The 26,218-nt window shown below is 41.9% G+C and carries 19 protein-coding genes; 11 read left to right on the forward strand and 8 right to left on the reverse strand.

Annotation, left to right across the window (positions count from 1 at the left end):
* The first annotated feature begins 63 nt into the window (after nucleotides 1-63).
* The 7 genes from MUCPA_RS31340 (at nucleotide 64) to MUCPA_RS31370 (ending at nucleotide 12,605) form a co-directional block, all read left to right on the forward strand.
* A complete protein-coding gene (locus tag MUCPA_RS31340; RefSeq protein ID WP_008512066.1) occupies nucleotides 64-699 on the forward strand; it encodes a carbohydrate-binding family 9-like protein in 636 nt (211 codons plus the stop codon).
* Between the two features lie 282 nt (nucleotides 700-981).
* Nucleotides 982-2,265: a sugar MFS transporter gene (locus tag MUCPA_RS31345; RefSeq protein WP_008512069.1), complete on the forward strand. Its 1,284-nt coding sequence runs from the start codon at nucleotides 982-984 to the stop codon at nucleotides 2,263-2,265.
* A 59-nt stretch (nucleotides 2,266-2,324) separates the two neighbouring features.
* Nucleotides 2,325-3,674, forward strand: a complete 1,350-nt coding sequence (locus tag MUCPA_RS31350; RefSeq protein ID WP_008512070.1) for a Gfo/Idh/MocA family protein — start codon at nucleotides 2,325-2,327, stop codon at nucleotides 3,672-3,674.
* A 382-nt stretch (nucleotides 3,675-4,056) separates the two neighbouring features.
* A complete protein-coding gene (locus tag MUCPA_RS31355; RefSeq protein WP_008512072.1) occupies nucleotides 4,057-5,184 on the forward strand; it encodes an alpha/beta hydrolase-fold protein in 1,128 nt (375 codons plus the stop codon).
* Between the two features lie 139 nt (nucleotides 5,185-5,323).
* Nucleotides 5,324-9,433: a hybrid sensor histidine kinase/response regulator transcription factor gene (locus tag MUCPA_RS31360; protein WP_083839397.1), complete on the forward strand. Its 4,110-nt coding sequence runs from the start codon at nucleotides 5,324-5,326 to the stop codon at nucleotides 9,431-9,433.
* A gap of 373 nt (nucleotides 9,434-9,806) precedes the next feature.
* A complete protein-coding gene (locus tag MUCPA_RS31365) occupies nucleotides 9,807-10,952 on the forward strand; it encodes an alpha/beta hydrolase-fold protein (RefSeq protein WP_008512075.1) in 1,146 nt (381 codons plus the stop codon).
* Between the two features lie 120 nt (nucleotides 10,953-11,072).
* Entirely contained in the window at nucleotides 11,073-12,605 is a 1,533-nt protein-coding gene (locus MUCPA_RS31370; protein ID WP_008512076.1) for an alpha-L-arabinofuranosidase C-terminal domain-containing protein, read from the forward strand.
* Nucleotides 12,606-12,628: 23 nt separating this feature from the next.
* On the opposite strand, the gene MUCPA_RS31375 is transcribed toward MUCPA_RS31370, so the two are convergent.
* The 6 genes from MUCPA_RS31375 to MUCPA_RS31400 all read right to left on the reverse strand — a co-directional run bounded on the left by MUCPA_RS31375 (nucleotide 12,629) and on the right by MUCPA_RS31400 (nucleotide 18,161).
* On the reverse strand, nucleotides 12,629-13,282 hold the full coding sequence (locus MUCPA_RS31375; protein WP_008512078.1) for a TetR/AcrR family transcriptional regulator: 654 nt from the start codon (nucleotides 13,280-13,282) through the stop codon (nucleotides 12,629-12,631).
* A gap of 24 nt (nucleotides 13,283-13,306) precedes the next feature.
* The gene (locus MUCPA_RS31380) at nucleotides 13,307-13,771 is read right to left on the reverse strand and encodes a hypothetical protein (RefSeq protein WP_008512080.1); all 465 of its coding nucleotides are present in this window, start codon (nucleotides 13,769-13,771) and stop codon (nucleotides 13,307-13,309) included.
* The gene (locus MUCPA_RS31385) at nucleotides 13,768-14,058 is read right to left on the reverse strand and encodes a hypothetical protein (RefSeq protein WP_008512082.1); all 291 of its coding nucleotides are present in this window, start codon (nucleotides 14,056-14,058) and stop codon (nucleotides 13,768-13,770) included. Before MUCPA_RS31385 ends, MUCPA_RS31380 begins: the two co-directional genes overlap by 4 nt.
* A gap of 114 nt (nucleotides 14,059-14,172) precedes the next feature.
* Nucleotides 14,173-15,468 (reverse strand): TolC family protein, encoded by a 1,296-nt coding sequence (locus tag MUCPA_RS31390; RefSeq protein WP_008512084.1) that lies wholly within the window; start codon nucleotides 15,466-15,468, stop codon nucleotides 14,173-14,175.
* A 19-nt stretch (nucleotides 15,469-15,487) separates the two neighbouring features.
* Complete coding sequence (locus MUCPA_RS31395) at nucleotides 15,488-17,065, reverse strand: DHA2 family efflux MFS transporter permease subunit (RefSeq protein WP_008512085.1); 1,578 nt, start codon at nucleotides 17,063-17,065, stop codon at nucleotides 15,488-15,490.
* A gap of 37 nt (nucleotides 17,066-17,102) precedes the next feature.
* Nucleotides 17,103-18,161, reverse strand: a complete 1,059-nt coding sequence (locus MUCPA_RS31400; RefSeq protein WP_008512087.1) for an HlyD family secretion protein — start codon at nucleotides 18,159-18,161, stop codon at nucleotides 17,103-17,105.
* A gap of 140 nt (nucleotides 18,162-18,301) precedes the next feature.
* Here MUCPA_RS31400 and MUCPA_RS31405 point away from each other — a divergent pair, with 140 nt between their 5' ends.
* Entirely contained in the window at nucleotides 18,302-18,757 is a 456-nt protein-coding gene (locus MUCPA_RS31405; protein ID WP_008512088.1) for a MarR family winged helix-turn-helix transcriptional regulator, read from the forward strand.
* 547 nt (nucleotides 18,758-19,304) lie between these two features.
* Here MUCPA_RS31405 and MUCPA_RS31410 read toward each other — a convergent pair.
* Nucleotides 19,305-19,859, reverse strand: a complete 555-nt coding sequence (locus MUCPA_RS31410; protein ID WP_008512092.1) for a hypothetical protein — start codon at nucleotides 19,857-19,859, stop codon at nucleotides 19,305-19,307.
* A 336-nt stretch (nucleotides 19,860-20,195) separates the two neighbouring features.
* Here MUCPA_RS31410 and MUCPA_RS31415 point away from each other — a divergent pair, with 336 nt between their 5' ends.
* The 3 genes from MUCPA_RS31415 (at nucleotide 20,196) to MUCPA_RS31430 (ending at nucleotide 25,409) form a co-directional block, all read left to right on the forward strand.
* Entirely contained in the window at nucleotides 20,196-22,604 is a 2,409-nt protein-coding gene (locus tag MUCPA_RS31415; RefSeq protein WP_008512094.1) for an ABC transporter permease, read from the forward strand.
* A gap of 417 nt (nucleotides 22,605-23,021) precedes the next feature.
* Entirely contained in the window at nucleotides 23,022-23,816 is a 795-nt protein-coding gene (locus tag MUCPA_RS31425; protein ID WP_008512098.1) for a penicillin-binding transpeptidase domain-containing protein, read from the forward strand.
* A gap of 117 nt (nucleotides 23,817-23,933) precedes the next feature.
* On the forward strand, nucleotides 23,934-25,409 hold the full coding sequence (locus MUCPA_RS31430) for a DUF1593 domain-containing protein (RefSeq protein ID WP_008512101.1): 1,476 nt from the start codon (nucleotides 23,934-23,936) through the stop codon (nucleotides 25,407-25,409).
* Between the two features lie 165 nt (nucleotides 25,410-25,574).
* On the opposite strand, the gene MUCPA_RS31435 is transcribed toward MUCPA_RS31430, so the two are convergent.
* Complete coding sequence (locus MUCPA_RS31435) at nucleotides 25,575-26,126, reverse strand: hypothetical protein (protein WP_040626725.1); 552 nt, start codon at nucleotides 26,124-26,126, stop codon at nucleotides 25,575-25,577.
* Nucleotides 26,127-26,218: the final 92 nt, after the last annotated feature.

Consider the following 26,218-nt stretch of genomic DNA (forward strand, 5'->3'; position numbering starts at 1 on the left):
TTTAAATTTGTGTTCGCACACGCAAAAATAAATTTATTTTTATAATTAAATCAGCTCTTTAAAATGATCAAAAAAGTTAATTCTTATTTTGTGTCACCCGAAAATGACTTCCAGGATATAGCATTGATGTTCAATAATGCCGAAAAATGCCAGATTGATCAGTTGCTTTGGAGTAACAGTGGTTATTTCCCTGGCGTTGAATTTAATATAGCCTACACAACCGACGCTATCCTGTTAAAATACTTTGTGAAGGAGAAATATGCCGTAGCCAGGCATACCGAGGTTAACGACCTGGTTTATAAAGATAGCTGCGTGGAATTTTTTTTATCATTCAACAACGGGCGAAGCTACTATAACCTGGAGTTCAATTGCATAGGCACACCATACTGTGCATACGGTATGGATAGGCATAACCGGGTGGAACTGCCGGTGGATGTAGTGAAACAGATTGTGCTGCTTAACGATATTAAAAAGGTTGAAAAACAGGATTATACTGAATGGGAAATAGCACTTCTGATTCCTTTTAAGGTATTTGTTCATGATCATATTACCTCACTTAAAGGATGCGAATGCAAGGCTAACTTTTATAAATGTGGTGAAGAAACGCCAGAGCCGCATTATCTGAGCTGGAACAATATTATAAACAGCGAGCCTGATTTTCACTTACCTCAATTTTTTGGTACAATCAATTTTGTATAAAAAACCTTTGGCCATATTGGTAATTGATGTGCAGCTTGGTAATTAAAATGGCTGTAAAATATTTTTTATAATAATGTGTTCGGACACATGGTGTAAATTTCTATATTTGGTTTAGTTATCTTTAAAAAGTCAGTCTGCAACGGCATTTTGACCATGTCGCCGGTATACTTTAAAAGGATATTTCAAGTTTAAGGAGTTAAACTAAAGCCGGAAGTCTATCTTCGGACTTAGCTCTTTCGGTTTTATACAAATAAATTTATTTTCACTCAATTCTATATTTTAATGTCAACAATTCAACTCCCGCAACAGCAAACAAAAAAAGCGTTAAATCCTGTCATTATTATAGGAGCCCTGTTTTTTGTTTTTGGTTTTGTAACCTGGTTAAATGGTACGCTAATCCCCTTTCTTCAGTTAGCTTGCGAACTTAATACCTCGCAGGCTTTGCTGGTTACCTTTGCTTTTTATATGGCATACTTTTTTTTATCTATACCATCATCATACATCCTCAAAGTAACCGGGTTTAAAAACGGCATGTCGTTGGGCTTATTCGTTATGGCGGCAGGGGCGTTGATATTTATCCCGGCGGCCAATACCCGCACGTTTTCTTTTTTTCTGATAGGTTTGTTTGTGCAGGGCATGGGCCTGTCGCTTCTGCAAACTGCTTCTAACCCCTATATCGCTATTGTAGGCCCATTAGAAAGCGCTGCCCGGCGTATAAGTATCATGGGTATTTGCAATAAAGCCGCCGGTGCGCTTAGCCCTATCATATTAAGCGCTATGGTTTTAAAGGGAGCACAAAGTATTGAAACGAAGCTTAAAACAATTACAAACCCATTGCAGAAAGAACTTTTGCTGAATGAGTTAGCCGGGCGGGTGATATTGCCCTATGTTATTATAACTATTGTACTGGTTGTTTTGGCGTTGCTGGTAAGGTACTCATCCTTACCGGAAATCAATACCGATAAAGACCATGTTGACGCAGATGGTGTTGTGGTAGCCTCCAGAAGCAGTATATTTAAATACCGTAACCTTAATTTGGGCATCATATGCCTGTTTTTGTATGTGGGAGTTGAGGTAATGGCTGGCGATGTGATTGGTACCTACGGCAAATCATTGGGTATGAGTATTGATCAGACAAAAATATTTACTTCCTACACGCTGATCTCGATGGTTATCGGGTATATGATCGGTATCGCTACCATCCCTAAATATATCAGGCAGGAAAAAGCGCTGATGCTTTCGGCATTGGTAGGGGTTCTGTTCACCATTGCTGCTTATTTTACCAAAGGATACGTTAGTATCGTGTTTATAGCCTTGCTGGGTTTCGCCAATTCGTTAATGTGGCCCGCTATTTTTCCGCTCGCCATTAAGGGGCTGGGTAAATACACCAAGCTGGGCTCGGCCTTACTGGTGATGGGTATTGCGGGCGGTGCGGTATTGCCGCAGGTTTATGCCCTGCTGGCCAAATCGTTACCAACTCAACTGGCTTTTTTATGTAGCATGCTGCCTTGTTATATCTATATATTTTATTACGCTGTTTTTGGCTACCAGGACAATAAGAAATAGTGCCGTGCCAACATTTAACTCAACAAGCAGCCAGATGATATTCTTATTATAAATTCAACATGAAAAGAAGAACCTTTATCACGCAGAGTGCTATAGCTGCCGCAGGAATTACCCTATTGCCTACCGGGCGTCTTTTTTCATCGGTACCAGGCAAGGTTAAATTAGGTTACATTGGAGTTGGCGCCCGCGGAATGAATCATATTGCCGAAGGTTTGCTGCGCGATGATGTTGAGATTGTAGCTGTTTGTGATACCCAGGAGAGTTCACTGAAAGTTTGCCGGGAGTTTGTGGCAAAGCAAGGCCATGCACCGATAAAAGAGTACACGGGCGGGCTCGACGCCTACAAGCGCCTGCTCGATCAAAAAAATATAGATGCCGTTATTATTGCAACACCGTGGCAATTTCACCATGCGCAGGCTATTGATGCCATGCGGGCGGGTAAGTATGTAGGTTGTGAAGTTATTGCGGGCCTTACCGTGGAAGACCACTGGGACATTGTAAACACATCCGAAAAAACTGGAATGCCTTACATGACGCTCGAAAACGTATGTTATCGCCGCGATGTAATGGCTGCCCTAAACATGGTTCGGCAGAATGTTTTCGGCGAAATTGTGCACCTGGAAGGTGGCTATCAGCATAACCTGAGAAACGTACTGTTTAACAACGGAAGGCAATATTATGGCGGAGGGGTAGAGTATGGGCCCGGCGCTTTAAGCGAAGCCCAATGGCGCACCCAGTTTAATATCGACGTTGACGGGGATATTTATCCAACTCATGGCGCGGGCCCTTGTATGCACTATGCCAATATTAACAAAGGTAATCGGTTTACCAATCTGGTATCATTCAGTTCTAAATCAAAAGGTTTAGCCGCTTATGTTGAGGAGCAGTCGCCCGGGAATAAAAATGCCAGGATCAATTATAAAAACGGCGATGTAACCACCACCATGCTCAACTGTGCCAATGGTGAAACAGTTTTGCTGAGCCACGATACCCATTTACCAAGGCCATACTCATTAGGTTTTAGGGTTCAGGGTACCAAAGGCCTATGGATGGATGTAGCTAAGAGTGTTTACATTGATCATCAAGCCAAAGAGGATGATGCCTGGGATCCGGCCAAAGTATGGTTTGAAAAGTACGACCATCCGCTATGGAAGAAATATGAAAAATTTGCCGAAGGGGCTGGCCATGGCGGCATGGATTGGTTTGTATTTAACGCTTTTGTTGAATCAGTTAAACAAAAAAGGCAAACCCCGATAGATGTTTATGATTCTGTTACGATGAGCGTGATTACGCCCTTGTCTACCAAATCGCTTAAAGAAGGAAATGCTCCCCAAGAATTTCCGGATTTTACCAAAGGCAAATGGAAAGAAAGAAAAAATACTTTTGCCCTGGACGATAGCGGGTTCTGATTTTTGTAAGTTGGATCATAACAGGCGTTTACTCTCAGTATACGCCTGTTATAATTGCGCAAACCTGTTACCTCGACTATTTAAAGCACAATGTTTTTGGGCTCCTTGCCAATTCTTTTTTTCTTGATGCCCCCTCATACATCTGTTTTTTACGTCCTTGCCGCCATTAAACATTTATTGCAGGTTTTAAACAAAAAATAGCATAGTTTCTACTGCCATTGACTGAATTTAGTTCGCGCTTATTGCACCATAACCAAGCAGAATTTATTGCTCCAAAGCTTAATGATTTATACAAAAGGCCTGAAGTAGTAATTGGTTGCAGGCGGCAATGCCGATTAAAACCTTGTTGAAAACAATTATGCTAAACTAAATTATCAGAAAGATGAACTTAAAATGTTTAACCATTGCAGTTGCAATGGCCTGTACCTGTACCCTCGGCGAGGCGCAAACAGCTCCTGCACCAATAAAAGATGATTTTCAACCATCCAGCCTCAACCAACCCGGGCAAGAGTATCCGCAGGTAAATTCTCAGGGTTATGCCCGTTTCCGTATTAAGGCACCTAAAGCCGACAGCATAAAGGTTAGCCTTGGGCTGGGCGGCAGAGGTGGTACCCGGTTAACTAAAGATGCCGACGGTTATTTTACGGGTACCACAGAAGGGCCTATGGACGAGGGCTTTCATTATTATCACTTAAACGTTGATGGCGGAACTTTTAATGATCCGGGTACGCTGAATTATTACGGCTCCACCCGTTGGGAAAGCGGCATTGAAATTCCGGCACACGACCAGGACTTTTATGCACTCAAGGACGTAGCGCATGGTAATGTTCAGCAGATTCTGTTCCCTTCCAAGAGCACTAATACATCGCGGAGGGCTTTTGTTTACACCCCGCCGGGTTATGGGAAAAATAAATCAGAAAAATATCCGGTTTTATATTTGCAACATGGCTGGGGCGAGGATGAGACGGCCTGGAGTAACCAGGGGCACGCTAATCTGATTATAGATAACCTTATTGCCGAAGGTAAAATAAAACCCTTCATCATCGTAATGACCTACGGAATGACAAATGATACCAAGATGGGGCCTGCCGGTTTAAGAAATTTTAAGGTTGATGCCTTTCAAACGGTGCTTACCGAAGAGTTGATCCCTTATGTTGATGCCAATTTTCGCACCATTGCCGATAGGGCGCATCGCGCCATGGCAGGCCTTTCGATGGGGGGAATGGAAACCCATGCCATTACCCTTGCCAAGCCTGATGAATTTGCTTACTATGCCCTGCTGAGCGGTGGTACTTATTCGCCCGCCGAATTGAAAGATAAGCCAAAACCGAAACTTGTTTTCATGAGCTGTGGCAGCAAAGAAAGGCCAGATGGGGTGAACAACGCCGCCGCCGAACTGAAAAAGGATGGGTATAATGCTGTTTCTTATGTTTCTCAAAATACGGCGCACGAGTTTTTAACCTGGCGCCGAAGCCTGAGTGAACTTGCGCCGCTTTTATTTAAAGATTAAAAACAAAGAGCTAATAGGCAGAGATGTAAAATTACCTCTGCCTATTAGCTCTTTTGTTAAACCCATGCAAATGAAATATAATTAAGTGTATCTTCATTCTCTGTTTTGGGCGGGGCATCTGTGCTTTGCCATTAATCTGATGAAGAGAATACGATCAGTTGGCTTTTATGGGATGATAAAGAGGACGTTAGTTAGCTTCTTAGCAGCTATGCTGTTCGCCTTTGCCTGGTCTGGAAGTTATGCGCAGCAAGCGCCTGATTTTACGTCGCTCACTACAAAAAATGGCCTTTCGTCAAATGTTGTCAATGCAGTACTTAAGGATAGTTATGGGTGGGTTTGGTTTGCCACTGCCGATGGCCTGAACCGTTTTGACGGTACCAATTTTACTGTTTACCGGCATCGTGACGGCGACCCTGCCAGCTTGCCCGTAAATGAAATACTTTCAATGTATGAAGATAGATCCGGGCGGCTTTGGATTGGAACAGGCGGGGGAGGGCTGGTTTATTATGACCGGACACACGATGCTTTTCAACAGTACGGAGAGGGTGCCGTATGGAGAAAAAACAGAACAGAACCTGTTTTAGCCATTTGCGGCGATCATTTGGGCAGGCTATGGATATCGGGTTTCAACGGTATTCGTATCATTGACCTTAAAACCAATAAAATAGCTAATCCGCCTTTCATCAATTCCAAACTACCGGTGGTTGCCCTGGGCTTTCTGGAGGATAGTAAACACCGGATGTGGGCTGGTACCAATTTGGGTTTATTTTGCTACAACCTTAATACCTGTGAGGTTAGGCAGTATCTGCATAACAAACAAGATAAGAAAAGCATTGGGCCTGGTATCATCAAGGGCATTGCCGAGGATAATTCGGGGCATATGTGGTTCGGTACCAGTAATGGGCTCAGTGCGTTGCAGGCCGATGGTAAGGCATTTAATAACTTTTTAAATAACCAGGTGTTTGCAATAGCAACCGACAATGGTTTTTTATGGCTCGGTACAGATAACGGGCTGGTGATTTTCAATACCCGGAACCTAAAGAGTGAACGTTATCAGCCAGGGGCGAGGAATAACTACAGTTTATCCACAAAAGCCATCAGCAGCATCTATATCGATAAAAGCGGAATTTATTGGTTAGGCACCAACAAAGGAGGGGTAAATAAATTTGATCGTAACCTGCCTTTATTGAATGTGAAGTTAAATAACCCTTTTGATCCGCAAGGACTGGCCGGGCCAAACACTAACGCTTTTGCCGAGCAGGCAAACGGGAATATTTATATCGGCACAGACAATGGCCTTCAGCTTTTTGACAAAAATACCGGCCTGTTCAGAAGCATTCATCTCGACCCGAAAGAGGAAACCCCGGAAAATCGGATAGCGGTGCTTTGTTTAAAATGCGACAAAGCCGGTAAGCTGTGGATAGGTACGCTGCAACATGGCCTATATATCCTCGATCCATCTTCGGGCCGGTGCGAGCATATCGTGAAAGGAAATGGTGTAAAGCATATCTCGCAGAACGACGTTTACGCTATAGAAGAAGATCAACTGGGGCGCATCTGGATAGGTACAAACGGAGGCGGGGTGGATATTTACGATCCTAAAACCGGTCAGCTTTACCCTTCCCGGCAGTTTTTTAACATCGATGGTTTGGACAGCAAAATAATCAACAATTTTATACGGACTATCACGCCCGTTAATAGTGATGAAATGTGGGTGGGTACCTGGGGAGGAGGAATTACTGTTTTTAATATCAACACCAGGAGCGTGGCGGTTTATAATAAGGCGGGCAACGCACTTCCCAATAACCTGGTTTTATCCGTTTTTCAGGATGAGGCAGGCAAGGTTTGGGTGACGACAAATGGCGGAGGTATTGATGAGTTTGATGCGAAGTCTGTCCGCTTTAAACCCTATCTGGAAAATGAGGGTCTTATTAATGATATCATTTACAAAGTATTGCAGGATAAAAACGGCTTGTTATGGCTAAGTACCAGCAGGGGTATAGTAAGCGTTGATTTACATACACATAAAACAAATAGCTACGGCAAACAAAATGGCGTACAAGATAGCCCTTTTATTAGCGGATCAGGGTTAGAAACAGCCAATGGTATGTTGTTTTTTGGCGGTCAGGACGGTTTTAACTATTTCTATCCACAGCAATTACCCGAAAATAACAAAGTATCCAAAGTGGTTTTAACCGGCCTGAAGATTGATAACAACCCGGTGTCAGCCCGCGAAAATTCGCCCATCAAACAGCAGATCAGCATGGTAAAAGAGATACATTTGGCTTATCACCAAAACTTTTCCATAAGTTATACGGCCTTAAATTATACCGATGCCCGCCAGGATCAATATTCGTACATGCTCAAAGGATTTGATAGCAAGTGGAACTATGTGGGCCACACATCAACCGCCTATTTTACTAATCTTGATCCGGGTAGCTATACTTTTTTGGTGAGGGCAAGCAACAGCAAAGGTGTTTGGAATACCGAACCAACCACCGTTTTGATTACCGTATCGCCACCATGGTGGCGCACGGTTTACGCCTATATCATCTATCTATTGAGCGCGGCCGGTGTTCTTTTATATCTTCGTTACAGGGGCATCATGGCCATTAAAACGAAACTTGCCATTGAGGAGGAAAAACGCGAAACGCAACGCATGCGCGAATTGGATGTGATGAAAATTAATTTTCTCACCAATCTTAGCCACGAGTTCCGGACCCCCATTTCGTTAATTATGGCACCTCTTGAAAAACTGGCCGCCCTACCCACCGGTGATCATATCTCAAAAGAGGTATCGGTTATTAAACGCAATACGCGCCGCCTGCTCAACCTGGTTAACCAGTTACTTGATTTCAGGAAAATGGAACATCAAGAGCTGCGGCTCAATCTTTCAGGCGGAGATCTGATTGGTTTTATCAGAGATGCTGCTGATTCTTTCCGGGACATTTCAGAGCGCAAAAAAATCAGGTTCGAATTTCAAACCGAAATTGAAAGCTTGCAGGCACGTTTTGATTCGGATAAGGTTGAGCGTATTGTTTTTAACCTGCTATCAAACGCGTTTAAGTTTACCAGCGCGGGTGGTTTTATCAAAGTTAAGCTGTCACTTATTTTGGAGGCAGAGGTAAGTAGTTTGCAAATTACAGTATCCGATTCCGGTATAGGTATTCCCGAAAGCGACCAAGCCCGCATTTTTGAAAAGTTTTTTCAGCACGATACTCCCGATATCATCCTGAACCAGGGAAGCGGTATCGGGTTATCTATCGTTAAAGAATTTATTGAGCTTCACGGCGGCGAAGTTACCGTTATGAGTAAACCAGGACAAGGAACTACCTTTAACGTTGTATTGCCGGTAATTGCTTTGGATGAAAATAAGGTTGTAGTAACGCCCATACCACATCAATATCAGGAAGCTCAACCCGGAGAGGTTGTCAAAGTACCCGGCAGTGAGAAATACAGTATTCTATTGGTTGATGATAATGATGATTTCAGGAATTATTTAAAAGAAAGCCTCGAGAAAAGCTATACCGTTACAGAAGCCACAAATGGAAAGGACGGCTGGCAAAAAGCATTATCGGGCCATCCAGACCTGGTGGTGAGCGATGTGAGTATGCCGGTGATGGATGGCATAGAACTATGCCGGAAAATTAAAACCGACAAGCGCACAAGCTTTATTCCGGTGATATTATTGACTGCATTGGGCCGGGAGGAAGATCATATCAGGGGTTTGCAAACAGAAGCTAATGATTACCTTACCAAGCCGTTCAGTTTTGAAATATTAAACACCCGGATCAAAAACATGATCAGCCTTAACCAGCGGCTAAAAAATACCTTCTCCAAACAGATACAAATGATGGTGCCCGAAATGGAAGTGCCTTCGGCAGATGAGAAGTTGCTGCATGATGTATCCCTGTTTATTGAGGACAGGTTGAATGACTCCTCCTTTTCTATTGAAGATCTCAGTAAGCATCTGAATGTTAGTCGCAGTTCGCTTTATAACAAAATTTTTAGCCTCACCGGCCAGCCACCTATCGATTATGTACGTACAATTAAACTGCAAAAGGCTGCATCGCTGCTCGAAAAATCGCAGTATACTATACGGCAGATTGCTTTTATGACTGGTTTTGCCACACCAGGATATTTTTCAAAATTATTTAAAGAAAAATATAATCTTTCTCCTTCTGAATTTGTGAGCCTTAAAAGAAGCAAAACAAACAAGATACAAAGCCCCAGTAAACCCCTTAGCTAACTCTTTCTCCGCCAGTTTGATCATTTTTTGATGTGTTACTGGCAATAAACATTTGTTTAAGCTTTTTAACAAAAAGTAGCATTGGTTTATTAGCCGTTGATGGAAATTAGCTGTTGATCAATACGTCGGGATCAAAATTCCGATAACCAATTGGCTTTAAATTATAATCGATTTTTTATCGGCGGCGCTTCTCTGGTCTGTTAATACAGACGGAGGATACCACTAAGGTTTAGCGGGAATGTAATCAAACCGACGTGAACTTTTATGTCGTATTGAATTGTGCTGAGGGTTTGAGGCAACACTTAAAATAATATGCTAAAATGATGGAATTAACAACTATAAACCACCCGATAACCGAACCTAAAATAAAAATATGAGAAAATTAACGCATCTTATTTGCTTGCTGCAACTGGTTTACTTTCCGGCCATATCGCAGCAAATCAAAACTGCGGCACCAGATATGTTAGGAGGAGTGCCTGCTTCTACTAATATCAGGGGGGCAAAATATCCGCTTATTTTACCCGACCACCGGGTTGTATTTAAGGTAAAGGCACCCGATGCTCAAAAAGTGCAAATAGACTTAGGGAAAAAATATGATTTGGTTAAAGAGCAAGATGGCTTTTGGAACGTAACTACCGATTCGATAGGAGAGGGGTTCCATTACTATACCTTACTGATAGACGCATTTGCAACTGCCGACCCGGCGAGCGAAAGCTTTTATGGCATGGGCCGGATGGCCAGTGGCATTGAAATTCCTTTTGCCGGAGGTGATTATTATGCCATGAAGGATGTACCGCATGGCGACATTCGCCTCAAGAAGTATTATTCAACAGTTACCCAATCGTGGCGGCAGATGTATGTGTACACTCCCCCGGGTTATGATAGTCATAACGCTGAAAAATATCCTGTGCTTTACATTTTACACGGCGGCGGCGAAGATGAACGCGGCTGGGCAACGCAAGGCAGAACAGATATGATTATCGACAACCTGATTGCAGCAAAAAAGGCTGTACCAATGCTGGTTGTGATGCCGGATGCAAATATTGGTGCAGGAGGATTTGGAGAAGAGAGCTTGAAAGCCTTTGAGAAAGAAATGGAGCAGTGCATCATTCCCTTCACCGAAAAAAATTACAGAACTAAGAATACTGCCGACAACCGTGCGCTGGCTGGTTTATCAATGGGCGGGATAAATACGTTATATACAGGCCTGTATCATACAGCTATTTTCTCTTACCTCGGTGTATTCAGTTCCGGGTGGATCGTGCCTGCTCAAAATGCCATAGCCAACGCGCAGTACGACTATTTGAAACAAAATAGCTCCAAGATTAATCAAGACCTGCGACTGTTTTGGCTATCACAGGGTGGGAGAGAAGATATTGCCTACAAGAATGGGCAGCTCATGCTGGGTAAGTTGGATGAGCTGAATATAAAGCATAGCTATTATGAATATCCTGGCGGGCATACCTGGCCCGTTTGGAGAAATGCCCTTTATCATTTCGCCCCATTATTGTTCAAGTAAATATCGGCGGTTAAATAGCCGGGCGTGATCATTAAAGTTTCAAGTACGGGCTATAGCCTGATAAAAGTAAATCGTTTTTAATTTAACAAGTTTCTGCTTTAGTAAAAAAATTAAGCCTTTATGAAAAAGTTATTTTATATCCTGACCCTTGTCCTTCCGTTTTCTCTGTTTGCCCAAAATGCAAAAATAAAAATTGACGTTAACAGGGTTGTCGGCAATATTGATCCCAAAATATACGGGGTATTTATGGAACCTATCCAGTTTAGCGGCAAACGGATGGGACTGCCAGACTCGATGCGCTTTAATACCCTTTATGGGCCCTTATATGACCCATCATCATCATTGGCTGATAAAAATGGCTTTAAAAAAGACTATATCGACGCCATGAGAGAACTCAAAATAACCAACATGCGGTGGCCGGGTGGTAACTACCTGATGGGTTACAACTGGCAGGACGGTATAGGGCCGAAAAATAAAAGGCCTGCCCGTATTAACCTGGCATGGGGCGGCATTGATAACAACCATGTAGGCACCGATGAATGGTTTGCACTAAACAAAGCTATTGGCAGCGAAAATATTGTTGGTGTAAACCTTGGCCTCGGAGATATACAGCAGGCGGCTTACTGGCTGGAATATTGCAATTATCCTAAAGGTACTTATTACTCGGATCTGAGAGCAAAAAATGGGCATCAAGACCCATACGACGTCAAAATCTGGGATCTCAGTAACGAAGTTGACGGCGCTCCATGGGAGCTGGGCCATAAAACAGCAGAAGATTATGTTAATCTGGGCAGAGAGGCTGCCAAGGCGATGACATCAGTTGACAGTACCATCAAACTCGTTGCCTCGGGCTCATCATACTACGAACCAACAGGGCAGTGGGTAGAATGGAACCGCAAGGTGCTTACAGGCCTTGGCGATAAGATAAACTACCTTTCTATCCACAGATACTGGGAAAAATCACCCGACTATTATACCTACATGGGGCAAAGCGCGGTTGATTTTGAAGAAAAAATTAAAATATCTGCCGACGAGATTGAAGCTGTCAGAGCCATGAAGGGATTTAAGAACCCCATATACCTTGCCGTTGATGAGTGGGGAATCATGTCTAAAGATGTGATGTCGGTTTTGCCGATAGCCCAATGTTTTAACTCTTTTTTACGCCACGCCGATATGGTTAAAATGGCAAATTTTACCATGCTAACCTCGCTTTTGAGCAGCGATAAGGCTAAAGGAACTTTCAAAACGCCTCTGTTTTATCTGTTTAAAGCTTACTCTACCAATTGCCTTGGCGTTTCTGTAGATACCTATGTTGAATGTGATACCTTCAATACTTCAGCTTCGGCCAGCATACCGTATCTGGATGTTACAGCTACCTATTCCAAAGAAAGCAACACAGTTTTTATCAACGTCATCAACAGGAATAAAGAAAAAGCCATCACTGCCGATATCTCAAATATTTCGGGCGGGTTTGAGGGTACCGCCGAAGCCAGCATAGTTGCAGGCCAGCAATTACAGGAAGAATTTGTGTTCGGCAAAAGGGATCAGTACGTTCCTGTTAAAAATGAAGTTCAAATCAAAAACCAGCAAATATCACATACCTTTCCACCCCATTCATTTACACAAATCAAGTTAACAGTTGGCAAAAGGTGAGTTTTTAAGGTTGTACTAACGATTCAATCTTCCCAAAAAGGCCGTGTTAATGTTTGCGTTCCTCGTATAAAGCGATGTTGATTTTTGTAGCGATTTATCAAGTTTGTTCCGGCTGAAGTAGCGATCCCGCTGATCAGGTGCCCGAATATTTCTTCGGAAAGGGTTGTTGTATGATAAGTTGTTGACGAAAAAATGCTGGTATCTGAAATTAACAACAGGCTTTCCAGGAAAAAACGGGACATCAAAGCCGGGTTAACATCCGCCTGGTATAATTGCTTATTAATTCCGTTTTCAATACTTGTTTTTATAGTTTGAAAAATGAATCCGTCTTTATGCTGTTTTACCGCTAAATAGGCCTTGTGATGGTTTTTTTCCAGCTCATTTAAAATCGGTTTGTTTAAATCCTGATATAATTTTTGCGCAACCATCAGCGTAAAAAATAATTCGACAACAGGGTTGTTGTTTTTGCTGATAAAGGTTCTGCAGCTTTCCTCATTTTCGGCAATAGCCTCTTCAATAAAATTTTCAACTAATGCATCCTTGTTTTCAAAGAATTTATAAATGGTTTTTTTACTAATACCAACCTCAGTTGCAATATCATCCATGGTAACAGATCTGACACCATATTTGAGAAAAAGATCATGTGCCTTTTTAGTGATTATTACGGGAGTTTCCATAACTATAGCTTAACCTCAATATTTTTAATTACATAAAATCTGCCGGTGATTGCTTGCCTGATGCGCTAAATTTTGCCAGCGACTTTCGGCTAATAGGCTTAGCAACTCGTTAATCAAAAACTTGCAGAAAACAATAGAAATTATCTGCCTTTCATCTAATTTTTTCAGGGATACAATATTTTGGTAGTATGTTCTAAACTTATCAATTACCGATAGCCTATCATCATAATACATATTGAACCAGGTTTTTATACCTTTTGATAATTCGCCCGAAAACATAAAGCTGTTTGGCGAATTGCGTAACAGATAAGCGCAGAGCCAATCGCCCTTTGTTGCATTTTCAACGCTGGTATGGTTGTCAACATAATCGTCCAAACGATTTTGCGCATATAACTGGTCAATTTTCACCTCCAGTTCATCACGCAATTTTTCCGAAAGATCAATATAACCGGGTTGAAATGAAATAATGGCCTTAACATCTGTTTTCATAATTTGATGGTTAAATTTATACCTCGTTTGTTTTGATAATAGTAATTTATACCGCGTGGTAGTATTTTATAAAACGATGCAAGTGCTGGCTTAATCAGAACTTGGCAGAAAGAATCAATTAATCCCACAATATTTATTCCCGTTGGATCAAAGTTTCTAACGATGTAATCAATCACAACTTTAAAAATGGCCATATCAATACCGCGAATGAAGCTGGATATATTAATATGTTCTTCAATGGGATGATTTGGTGTTGTATAGTTAGTTTTGATTTGCTGTTGCATCATTTTTATGTATTGATTTCAAATTTGCTATCACTCGCTTTGCTTTATCGGCAACATGCTATTTTCCAAGTTATTCCTGCCTTTACGTACAGCTATCATCGGCTAACCGGTGGCAGCCTACCAGTAAGCAATCCCGGTTAAGCGGGCCAACTCCAGGTTAGCCTGGCATAACTGGAATTGGTAGCGCAACTGTGTTAGTGATACTGTTTGCACATTGGTACTGGCATTGGTTAGTTCCAAGTTGGTACCGGTGCCGTTTTTATAACGGCTTTGTGCTAATTGCTGTGCCTGTTTTGCTTCGGCTACCTGCCGTTCGGCATTCACGATGCTGTTACGATTGCTTTCAATATCTGCCAACGCTTGTTTGATGTTTTTGAGGTAATCATTATTCAATGTTGCTAAACCGTAGCTGGTTTCCTTCAATTGGCTTTGCGATAGTCTAACCTGCCTTTTATTCCGTCCGCCTTCATAAATAGGAATGCTCAAGGTAACCCCGGCGCTGTAATTATATTTAAAACGGTCAATTTGCGGTGTGTAGCCATTGGTGAAGCCTGTACCTGCATTGGCAACCAATGAGGGCTTGCCGCCCTGGCGGCTCACCGCCAAGGCGGCTTCCGCTTGAGCAATACGGTCCTTTAAAAGCTTGAACTCCACATTATTTGATTGTGCGCTCGACAAGGCATTATTGGCATCAGCCATATCAGGTAGGGTGAAATCAAAATCAGCGCCACCGCAGTTTTCTACCCCTGTAGTGTATTGCAACAGGTTGATCTGTTTTTTCAAGGAATTTTGCAGGTCGATCTTCGCATTTTGTGCCTGGTCTACGGTTGATTGAATGGACAATACATCGTACCTCAAGGCATCGCCGTGTTTCAATTTAACCTCTGTATCTTTTTTATTGGCATTCAAAAAATTGAGAACACTATCCTGGATAGCAATTGCTTTCTCCAGGTAAATGATCTCGTAATAAATAGAGGCTACCTGGTAGGCCATCTGGTTCTTGTTATAATCTACATTATCCCTGGCATATTGCAGCGCAGTTTTTGCCCTGTCAACATCGGTCTTCACTTTGCCAAAGTCCCACAATACATAGCTGGCATTTAAGGTAGTGCTGTAATTATGGTTGGGCATAATCTGAAAAGCCAGGGGCTGCGCGTTTCCTGTCGGGATGGTAATTTTTGATACCGGGTGAATGTAGCGATAAGAACCGGTGGCATCCAGAGTGGGGTTTCGGCTGGCCTGGGTCAGGCTCACGCGATCGGCCTCTACCTGTATAGCCTGGTTTAATTCATTGAAGGCCGGGTAGTAGCTGAATGATTTATTGATCAATCCCTTCAGTTCCGGATTGGCCTGCTGCGCAAAAACAGTGGTGCAGCTGAGTATAAATATATTGAGCAATGTTAATCGTTTCATGTTTGTGAATTTTTTAATATTAGTGTGCCGCAGCAGCGATCTTTGCCCTTGTCTCAGCATCGGTTTTCTCAGACTTGAGAAGGAACATAAAGGGAATAGTGGCAATAAAAAAAATACTGATCAGGATGAACCCATCCAGGTAGGCGCTCATCTGGGCCTGGCTGGTTATGGTATGGTCCAATGAAAAATATGCCCCGGATGTTTTAGCAGTCATCGGGTTAAGTCCGCGGGCTGTCAATCCATTAGCCAGCCCGTGCAAGCGTTCATTCAGTAAAGGGTTGTTAGCCTGTAAATTGGATACCAGGTCAGAACGGTGAACCGCAAACCGCCGGGTGGTATAGGTGTTTAATATAGCTATACCGAAAGCTCCGCCCAATTGCCTGAACATATTGTTAAGGGATATGCCGTAAGCCATATCCTGCGGTTTAAGACCGACGACCGCCTGGCTCAGCAACGGTACCGTTAAAAATGCCGTACCCAGCCCGCGGCAAATCTGCGTAGAGGTAAACCACCATTTATCGGCATCTGCGGTGGCTTGTGCGGATGTATAACCGTGCAGGATAAAAAGAATAAACCCAAGAATGACGTAAAGCAATGGCGGAACACCTTTACTAAGGGAGATACCAATGATGGGCATCACCACAATAGTAACCAGTGCCCCAGGGATTAAAGATATGCCTGATTCTGTAGGCGTATAACCCATAACCCGCTGCACCATGAGGGGGAAGATATAAACTGATCCGAATAGCCCGAACCCGCAAGCGAAGGTGAGTGCGTTACTGCCAATCAGGTTCATGCTTTTCATCACCTTCAGATTGATCATCGGTTTTTTAGTGGTCACTTCCCACCAGATAAATAACGCTAAACCCACTATAGCAATGGCTGCCATGATCCTGATCCATTCATCTTCAAACCAGTCGTCAGCCTGGCCTTTCTCCAGTACATATTGCAGGGCGCCTATACCGGCCGTTAACGATAAGATACCCGTATAGTCTATCGGAATACTTTTTCTATCAATGTTATATTCATCCGGTTTCCTATCAATGTATCGCCAGGTTAAAAATGCAGCCAGGATACCCACGGGGATATTGATATCGAAAATTAGCGACCAGTGGTAATTATCTACAATGTAGCCACCCAGGATTGGCCCGATAGTGGGCCCGATAACAATACCCATCCCGAAAATACCTGAAGCAATGCCTTTTTCTTCCGGCTCGAATGCGTCAAACAGGATACCCTGTGAAACCGACAGCAGCGCGCCGCCGCCTATTCCCTGTATAAAACGCCATAGCACCAGCATCCATAATGAACTGGATGAACCGCACATATAGGAGGCGATGGTGAAAATGATGATAGAGGTGAGGTAGTAGTTTTTGCGCCCAAAGTAACGGCTTAAAAAGCCCGTCATCGGTATCACAATAACGTTAGCTATGGCATAAGCTGTTACAACCCAGGACGTGTCTTCCAGCGTTGCGCCCAAATTACCGCTGATATTATTGAGCGCCACGTTGATGATCGACGTATCGATCAGTTCCATGATGGCGGCGGCAATGGTGGTAATTACAATAATTACCTTTGTTAATTTATTGACAGCCATTGGTTTTGATTTTATGGTTAGAATAATGGCCCAAGGTTTATTTAACCTTTACATCAACGGTAACGCTCAGCCCGGCCTTTAAAAATTCGCGCAGGCCGGCCGGATCGTCCAGTTCAATTTTTACGGGTACCCTTTGGGTCACTTTAACAAAATTTCCGCTTGAGTTATCCGGTGGCAGCAAGGAGAATTTGGCACCTGTAGCATCGCTGAACTCGGCTATTTTTCCGGTAATTTCTTTATCAGGGTAGCCGTCAACTTCAATTTTTACGGCCTGGCCCACCCGCATGTGCTCAATCTGGGTTTCCTTAAAATTCGCTACGATCCAGAAATGCTCGTTGTTGATCACGCTAAAAAGCTGTTGGCCGGCTTGTACAAACTGCCCCTGCTGTAAGTTGGTTTTGCCGATTTTTCCAGTTGATGGCGCCAGTATTTGCGTATACGATAAGTTTAATTTCGCATTTTCCAGCTGCGCTTCCCGCACAGCTACATTAGCTTTAGCCCGCTGTATCTGAGCGTTTGCTGTTCCGGTTTGGGTACTCACCTGTGTTACGCGCGATTTGCTGGATACCACTTGCTTAATGGCACTTTGGTAAGCCGACTGGCTGTTATCCAGCTGATGTTGGGTAATAGAGCCGTCATTAAATAAAGCCTGATCGCGGTTTAAATCTCTTTTAGCCTTGGCCAAAGCCACTTCTTCAACGCTAACTCCGGCATCGGCCACACCTTTGTCCGATGAAATATTATTGATCTGCGCTTCGGCACTGGCCAGGTCGGCCTTTGCAGCTTCCAGATCGGCTGCGGTTTGCTGTACGGCAATTTTATATTCGCTGTCGTCTATCGTTAAAAGCAATTCGCCTTTTTTTACCATCTGGTAGTCTTTCAAAGCAAAATCTTTGATATAGCCAGATGCGCGGCTGAGCACGGGGATGGCATTGCTTTCTACCTGTGCATTATCGGTAGTTTCATAATTAAAAGCGTGGTAAACCTTTTTACCGCCAAAGTATGCTATAGCGATAGCAACTACTCCGATGAGGATAAATTTTAGCGGGCTGGTATTTTTTTGCGCCGCCGGAGCTGTTATTTCTTCCGTTTCCATTGTGTTGAATAATTAGAATACAATAGTACACATTGTTTACTATGTTAGTCAATGGTGTGTACTATATTTGAGCGTTTTTTATTCACTTGTTGCAATTTGATGACGAATTATAATTCAGTTAAATAAATTAATTTTGAGCTATGGAATATCAAGGCGAAAAGCAGGAAGCTGATTTGGAGAGAAGCTTGTTCAGGGTTGTGTATGTACTTAAGCGTGCGCTGGATGACTGGGGGGAAGAGCATATCAAGACTTTAAACAATCCTCATTTGCAGGCCACATTTATGCCTTTCTTTATGAATATCGGTTTGCGCGGTGCCTCTAACAGTGACCTGGCCGCTATGTTCAGGATATCCAAGCAAGGCGCAAGCCGCATTGTTAAAGGGCTGGAAGCATCCGGGCTTGTAAGGGCTGAAAAAAGTGACAAGGACGGCAGGTCGTTCATGCTTTATCTTACCGAAGACGGGCAACGGTTTTACAAGAAACAATTGGATATTATAAACGACCTTAAGAAGGATTACATCAGGTTAATGGGGTCGAAAAACTACGAGAACACCATCGATCAGCTACTGAAAATGATTGAATATCATAACGGATAATATTTATGTCTGTTTTTGAACGGCTCAATGGCCTCAAGGAAGCCTTTAAGCAATCAATAAAGGCTGGTTACCTATGCCGAAAAAGTGTTAATCTTAATTATGAATGAGGTGACAGGAGAATCTGAAGGCTGTATGTCCCCGATATTCTTCACGAGTTCTTAAGCGAATCTATGTAAATTAAATAGTCATCAATGCCTCGCTCCTTAAGTATCTGTTTGTAGGCAACTGCAATATCATTACTCCTACTGAAATTAAGCAGCCGTGAGGCAGTACGTTCTGATGATAGATGCTGAAATCGTTCTTTTGCCTTTTCTATCCTTTCGAAGCTTTGTTGAGATTTATTTCCCATATCGATTTTTTAGTCACTCTTTTTCCATTCTTTGACTTTGTAGTTAGTAACTATAGAGTCTTTATTTAAAGTGCCACCCTATCTGGATTTACCTTTCTAATTAGGTTATATAATTGATGCTTGTTCAATATCACCAGCTTCGTCAAATTCGTTCGCCTGCTCTAATAGTTTCAAATGCGTCGTTACTATTCATAGCGTTCAATATTTTTCTAAGAATTCTTCTATAACATCCTCGCTATCCATGTTTTGTATAGCATTGCCAAGCTTTATTTGCTTCTTTGCTATTGCAATAGCAGCTAACGCGGCCGAAGCGGTACTTAAATCCCAATCGTTATTGATTATGCTTACCGCAAGCGAGGCCAGTTCGTTTAAAGCCATAGAATAAGCCGGATAAAATAGTGGGGGGATTACAGGATTGTTTTTATGGCGTTGTATCTCTATAAGCGATACCAGCCCCAATACGTTATAATCAATGATCTGATTTGATTTTGCAGCAGAAACCATATGAGGAACTGCATAATATGAAGCTAATCCAACATCACCTTGATGGTGTAGCTCATCCCATAATTCCTGATAGATTGTGCTTACCTCTTCAGCTGTATTGGCATTTTTCAACCGACTTAGTGCCTCTGAAGCGTCGTACAAAGCACCTCTATAACCACCTTCCAGTTCTGCCCAACGTGAATCATCTAACGCTAAATAAGGTTCATTTATCGGTTTTTTAGGAAATAGACTACCTAAATTAAAAGTCATGCGATGTGGATATATATTGATGTATAAAGATAATAATGCAGTATGAGAAATTTATATATTGCAACTTTTCTTGGTTAGATGTTACCCTTTTGTTAAAGATATTGATTTAGTCGGTTCTTATCCTGCTTTAGTAAACTCAGGTGGTGGTTATGTATGGGATGAACAAATTTGTATAGCTATTTGCCCACGTGTTAAACCTTTATAAAATTGTATCGTAATGATACGGTCAGTGTTCGATAACGAACACCATCTAAATATCTTGTAACTTATGTTGTTAGCAATTAGTAAGTTATAACTTGGCATTTTATTTATGTATACCATACAAAAGCCGATGCTATGCTGAAAAATTACATTAAAATTGCCTGGCGAAATATCTGGAAACAAAAGGTATTTTCCATTATCAATATTTTAGGCCTTTCGGTGGGTATAGCTTTTACTTTACTCATTGGTGCGTATGTATGGGGCGAGTTACAAGTAAATCATCAGCTTAAAAACGCAGATAACCAATACATCATCCAAAGTAAATGGAAAGACCCTAATATGGGATTTGAATTAGCTTCGATAGCAGAATTACCCAAAGCATTGAAGGAAGAATACCCTGGCCTTGTGGTAAATTATTATCATTTCGACGGGATGACAACTAACGTATCAAAAGGAGAAAAATATTTTCGTGAAGGTATCCAACTGGGCGACAGTACCCTGCTAAAGATGTACGGCTTTCAGTTGTTGCATGGAGATGTAAATACTGCACTAAATGATCCATTTTCGGTAGTAGTCACGCAACAAATCGCCCTAAAATATTTCGGTAAAAATGATGTAGTTGGACAAGTGTTGACTATTGAGAACTTTTCGGGAGATAAACATGATTTCACCATTTCAGGTGTGCTTGATCATCTTCCTAAAAATTCGGTTACTTCTTTAAATGCATCTAATATTTCTAATTTCTTTTTTAACGCAGAGGCGGCAAAATATTTCAAACGCAACATTGACGGCTGGGCCAATCCTTATATAGTTGACTATGTAGAGCTAAAAAAAGGCGCCGACCCAAAAGAAGTTGAAAGTGCCATGAAGACATTGCTCAGAAAAAATTCATCCGAACAGATCAGTAAAAACCTTACTCCTTATTTGGTGGCGTTAAAGGATTATAATATGGTAGCAGAAGGCGGCATTGTAAAAAAAATGACCTCTACGCTGTCTTGCATCGCACTGTTTATTTTGCTGATGGCCATAGTTAATTATGTAAATATTTGCATTGGCCGTGCTTCTGGTAGAATGAAAGAAATGGGCGTTAGAAAAGTAATGGGCGGCTTACGCAAACAACTGATATGGCAGCTCTTAGCCGAATCGACTTTGTTGGTAATGATTGCAACAATTTTGGCTCTCGTTATTTACTTAGTGGCAAGGCCGTATGTTAGTGATGTGCTTGGGAAAGATATCACGAGCTTATTTGCTCTACCGGCATATTTTATACCGATCCTGTTTTTATTTGCCCTGATTATAGGTACGTTGGCAGGTATTTACCCTGCATTGGTTTTAACTGCTTTAAAATCAGTTGACTCATTGAAAGGTAAATTGCCTTCAGTTAAAGAGAGCGTTCTTTTTCGTAAATCGTTGGTCGCGTTTCAGTTTGCAATAGCCTCAATCGTGTTAATTGGCGCTTATATCATATCGCAACAAGTAAGCTTATTTTTTAGCAATAACCTTGGATATAATAAAGACTATGTAATTTATACGCAGTTACCAAGGGATTGGTCGCCTAATGGTGTTAAAAAAATGGAAAGCATACGTTATCAGTTGGCACAAATGTCGCAAGTTAAAAGTATAGCGCTTTCTTTTGAAATACCGGACGGTGCTAATGGAGGTAATTACCCAATTTACAGGCAGGGAGCAAATCCGGCACAAACCGTAGTAACACAAGGTTTGATTACTGATAATCAATATGCATCTACCTATAATATACCGCTAAAAGCCGGTCAGTTTTTTAAGCCTGTTTTTGATGTTGCAGATACCACCCAAGTGGTTATTAATGAAACCCAATCAAAAGCGTTAGGGTTTAAAAATGCAGATGAAGCTATTGGTCAAAAAATAATGTCGCCGGGCAGCCCGGTAGCCTTTACCATTTGCGGTGTTACCGCTGATTTTCATTTCGGATCAATGCAACAACATATAAAACCTGTTACATTTACAAATGTAAATTATGCCCTTGCTTATCGTTATTTCTCAATTAAGCTCAAACCAGGCGATATACAACAATCCCTATCAGTATTAAGCCAAAAGTGGTCTGAGTTAATGCCGGGCGCACCATTCGAATATCATTTTATGGATGACGCTTTGAAAAAATTATACGCTACCGAATTACAATTAAAAAAAGCCGCCTATATCGCAACTATTTTAGCTGTGATCATTGTATTGCTCGGCGTATTGGGCCTCATATCTTTGAGTATACAGAAGCGCACAAAAGAAATTGGCATTCGTAAAGTCTTGGGCTCGTCCGCTATCAGAATTACTTTGCTTTTTTTAGATGATTTTTTAGGCGTAGTTTTAATTGCAGCAGCTGTAGCCTGTCCGCTGGCTTATTTAATAATGCAAAAATGGTTGAGTGATTATGCCTATAAAATAAACATATCGCTTTTGCCTTTTATCTTTTCAATCGCATTATTGACGGGTGTAACAGCATTTTTAATAATTTTACAAACCATAAAAGCCTCCTTCGCAAACCCAATTAAAAGTCTGAGAACAGAATAATTCATCTTTATAAATTGAAATTGTGGTTGATGATATTTAGCTTTAAAACACTTGGCTATTGCCCATATATTAGCTGTCAACATACCGCGGTATTACAAATACATCTCCAAAACGTAGTAAAATTCATAAACATAATGCCTGCGTTTTGGAGTTTCTATTATGGCTCATCGGTTAAATATAAAATCCCTGGCATAGGCAATGCAAAGAAGATGCAGGTGGCTGATCCGGATGGGAAACCCCCTATTTATCGACCATGTATGAAAAATGAAGGCAATCGCGTCAGAGGCGCTATAAACACCGGTGTCAATATTGCTATTCGGTATTTTGTTGGTGTTAACATGCATAACTTGTTCAAATGTGACAAGCCTTTTATCTTTACCTTTGATTAATTGTTGAGATTCAAAATACTGCTTTATCATGCATCGTTGCCTGTTATTTTGTGCGCTCTTTTTTCCCCTATCGCTTAAAGCACAGGCTTCCCTTCAGCAGCCTTTTAAGGAATGCCGGATCAATGGAAGTACGACTATCTATAACTATAAAACAAAAAAATGGCTGCTTTCTGATTCGGCTGACGCGCAGGTGGCTACCTTGCCGGCTTCCACTTTTAAAGTAATCAACATATTGATAGCCTTAGAGACTGGCACCATTAAAGATGAAAATGAGATTATTAAATGGCCCGGTAGCACCGATACTACCCTGTACGGTTACCGGCCAGAAATCTACCATGATATTACGGTAAAAGAGGCCTTTCGGGTTTCAGCAGGCTGGGCCTTTATTGAAATGGCTAAGAAAATAGACCGAAAGAAATATCAGTATTACCTGGATGCCTGTGATTATGGCAACCATAACCTTGCGGAGAAAGGAGCAGATTTTTGGAACTTCGGGGTATTTGCGATCTCACCTAAAAACCAGGTCGAGTTCCTGATCAAGGTTTACGAGGAAAAGCTACCCTTTTCAAAGCGAAATATCGCTATTTTGAAAAACGTTATGGTTACTGATACTGCTCCGGATTATGTTATTCGTTCGAAGACCGGCTGGACGAAAACCAACAACGAGGATCTGGGCTGGTGGGTAGGCTATGTGCAGCGAAAGGATAATGTTTATTTTTTTGCTACCAGGCTGATTAAGCCAAGAAGTGAAGTGAACGCCAACTTTGGCAACTGCCGGAAAGAGATCACCCGGAACATTCTGAGGCAGATCAAAGCGCTTTAATAGTACCGCATAATTGACGATATATGTTTGTTTATTCATAAATTTGATTGGTAATGCTGCTGTTTTTAAACTACATAGCGTGGCTGATCAATCCAATTTTAAACAATTATTTAACACATGAAACTGTCAACTTTATTACTCACATCATGTTTGGTGTTGGCTTCCGCAGGTGTATATCCGCAGGTGCATGCTGTAGAAAAAAATCTTTCCACCCAGTTAAGCCAACCAAGTGATCAAAAGAACCGGTTAGTTGTATTATCGGATATTGAGGCCGACCCCGATGATAGCGAGTCGTTTATACGTCTACTTTTATATGCTAATGAGATAGATATTAAAGGATTGATTGCCACTACCTCCGTGTGGATGAAAACAAGTGTGTCGCCGGAGTCTATCAACAGGTTGATCAAAGCCTACGGTAAGGTGCAGGCCAATCTTAATAAACACCAGCAAGGTTTTCCTGATGCCGGTTTGTTGTTATCCAAAGTAAAACATGGCATCCCGGCCTACGGTATGGAAGGTATCGGTGATGGTAAAGATTCCGAGGGCTCAGACTGGATTATTAAACTACTTGAAGAAAACGATAACCGCCCGCTCTGGATATCGGTTTGGGGTGGCGTAAATACACTTGGCCAATCGTTATTTAAAATAAAGAAAACCAAAACAGCATCAGAAGCAAAAAGATTAATAGCCAAGTTGAGGGTCTATACCATATCAGACCAGGATGACAGTGGTTACTGGATCAGGACTAATTTTCCTGATCTGTTTTACATCGTTAGCCCCGGTGATAATTACTCCGGAGCTACCTGGAGTGCAATCAATACCCGTTTCGACAGCATCAATAACGAAACTATCAGCAATAAATGGATTGCGCAAAATATTCAGCAGGGGCATGGTCCTCTGGGCGCACTATATCCCGATGTATCATGGGGGATTGAAGGCGATACACCATCTTTTTTATCGCTGATACGAAACGGGCTAAACGATGCAGAGCATCCCGACTGGGGCGGTTGGGGCGGCCGTTACGAATTGTATAAACCTGATTTTGCGCAGGCAAAAAAAGGGGTTTCCAATATGCCCTTAAAGCCTGAAACCAGGGCCATCTGGACGGATGCCGTTGACGCCTATACACCTTATGAATATGGCGAGTACGGGCGCGCGGTAAAAGCCGGCAAAGATTTGTTTACCAGCAATAGCGTATCGTTATGGCGCTGGCGCGATGATTTTCAAAATGATTTTGCGGCGCGGATGGCCTGGTGCACTAAATCATACGCCGAAGCCAACCATCCCCCGGTACCCGTTTTAAACGGCCCCGAAAGCATCACGATAAAGGCAGGAGCAACATTTAGCCTGAGCGCTTTTAGATCTTACGACCCTGACGGGGATAGCCTGAGTTTTTTATGGTTCAATTACCCGGAAGCCGGCTCCTATAAAACCCTTATTAAAATAAACCAACCTGAAAATTCGCATACGGTAAATATAACCGCGCCAAAGGTGGATAAGCCCGAAACTGCACATTTTATTGTAAGGATAACAGACAAAGGGACACCGGCCTTAACAAGGTATAAAAGAGTGATTGTAACCATTGTTCCATAAAGGAGGCGCGGGGGGCGCAGTAATTCGATTTTTACAGAAGTTAAGGATGCAAATAGGCCCTTTGAACAGATAAACAAGATATGTACATTATGTAAGTAAACCAGGTCACTCAGCAGCGTTTCCGCAGAATTCTGCAATTACTACAATCGTATTTTAGCACAAACATTATTCAGTTTCGTAGGAAAACTTTACATGGGGTAGGGCTGAAGCAATCTTACTTATTAACTCTTTATTCAAGCAGTTATCGTGAGTGATTTGGTTAAGAAGATTGAATTGAATGATAGAATCTGCGAATATAGTTGGGTCGTTGAACCTGACATTCTGTAATACAAGATGCTGCACGGGTAAGTTTCTAAAAAGCCAAAGCTCATCTAATTCCACATATTTGAATTTTAACCACTCTATCTTTTTGAAAGCTAACAACCAATCTGGTATTTTACAATAGGATCTCTTTTCAGGAGACACGTATGAAAAAGTGTGCTGTAGAACCAATCGCTTCACTTGGTATAACTCTCCCCCTATGGTTTTCGTTAGGTCATCCTGGTTAAAATCAGCGGTAATAAATAACATATATGGCACACCATCTAAACCAACTAAAACGCATTTGGGATTGAGATAGAGTATCTTTCCATCGCCATCCACACCGCTGAAATCTGCATATACGGTAGTATGGCTTATCTTTGATACCGGAATTTCATCTTTTTTAGGCTTCCTCATGGTAGTTAAGATACAGCTCATATATAATTTACTTATAGCTATCACGTTCTATTTTATACAAGCAGTATAATTATAATTGAAAGTAATGATAT

Source organism: Mucilaginibacter paludis DSM 18603 (assembly GCF_000166195.2).
GTDB classification, from domain to species: Bacteria; Bacteroidota; Bacteroidia; order Sphingobacteriales; family Sphingobacteriaceae; genus Mucilaginibacter; species Mucilaginibacter paludis.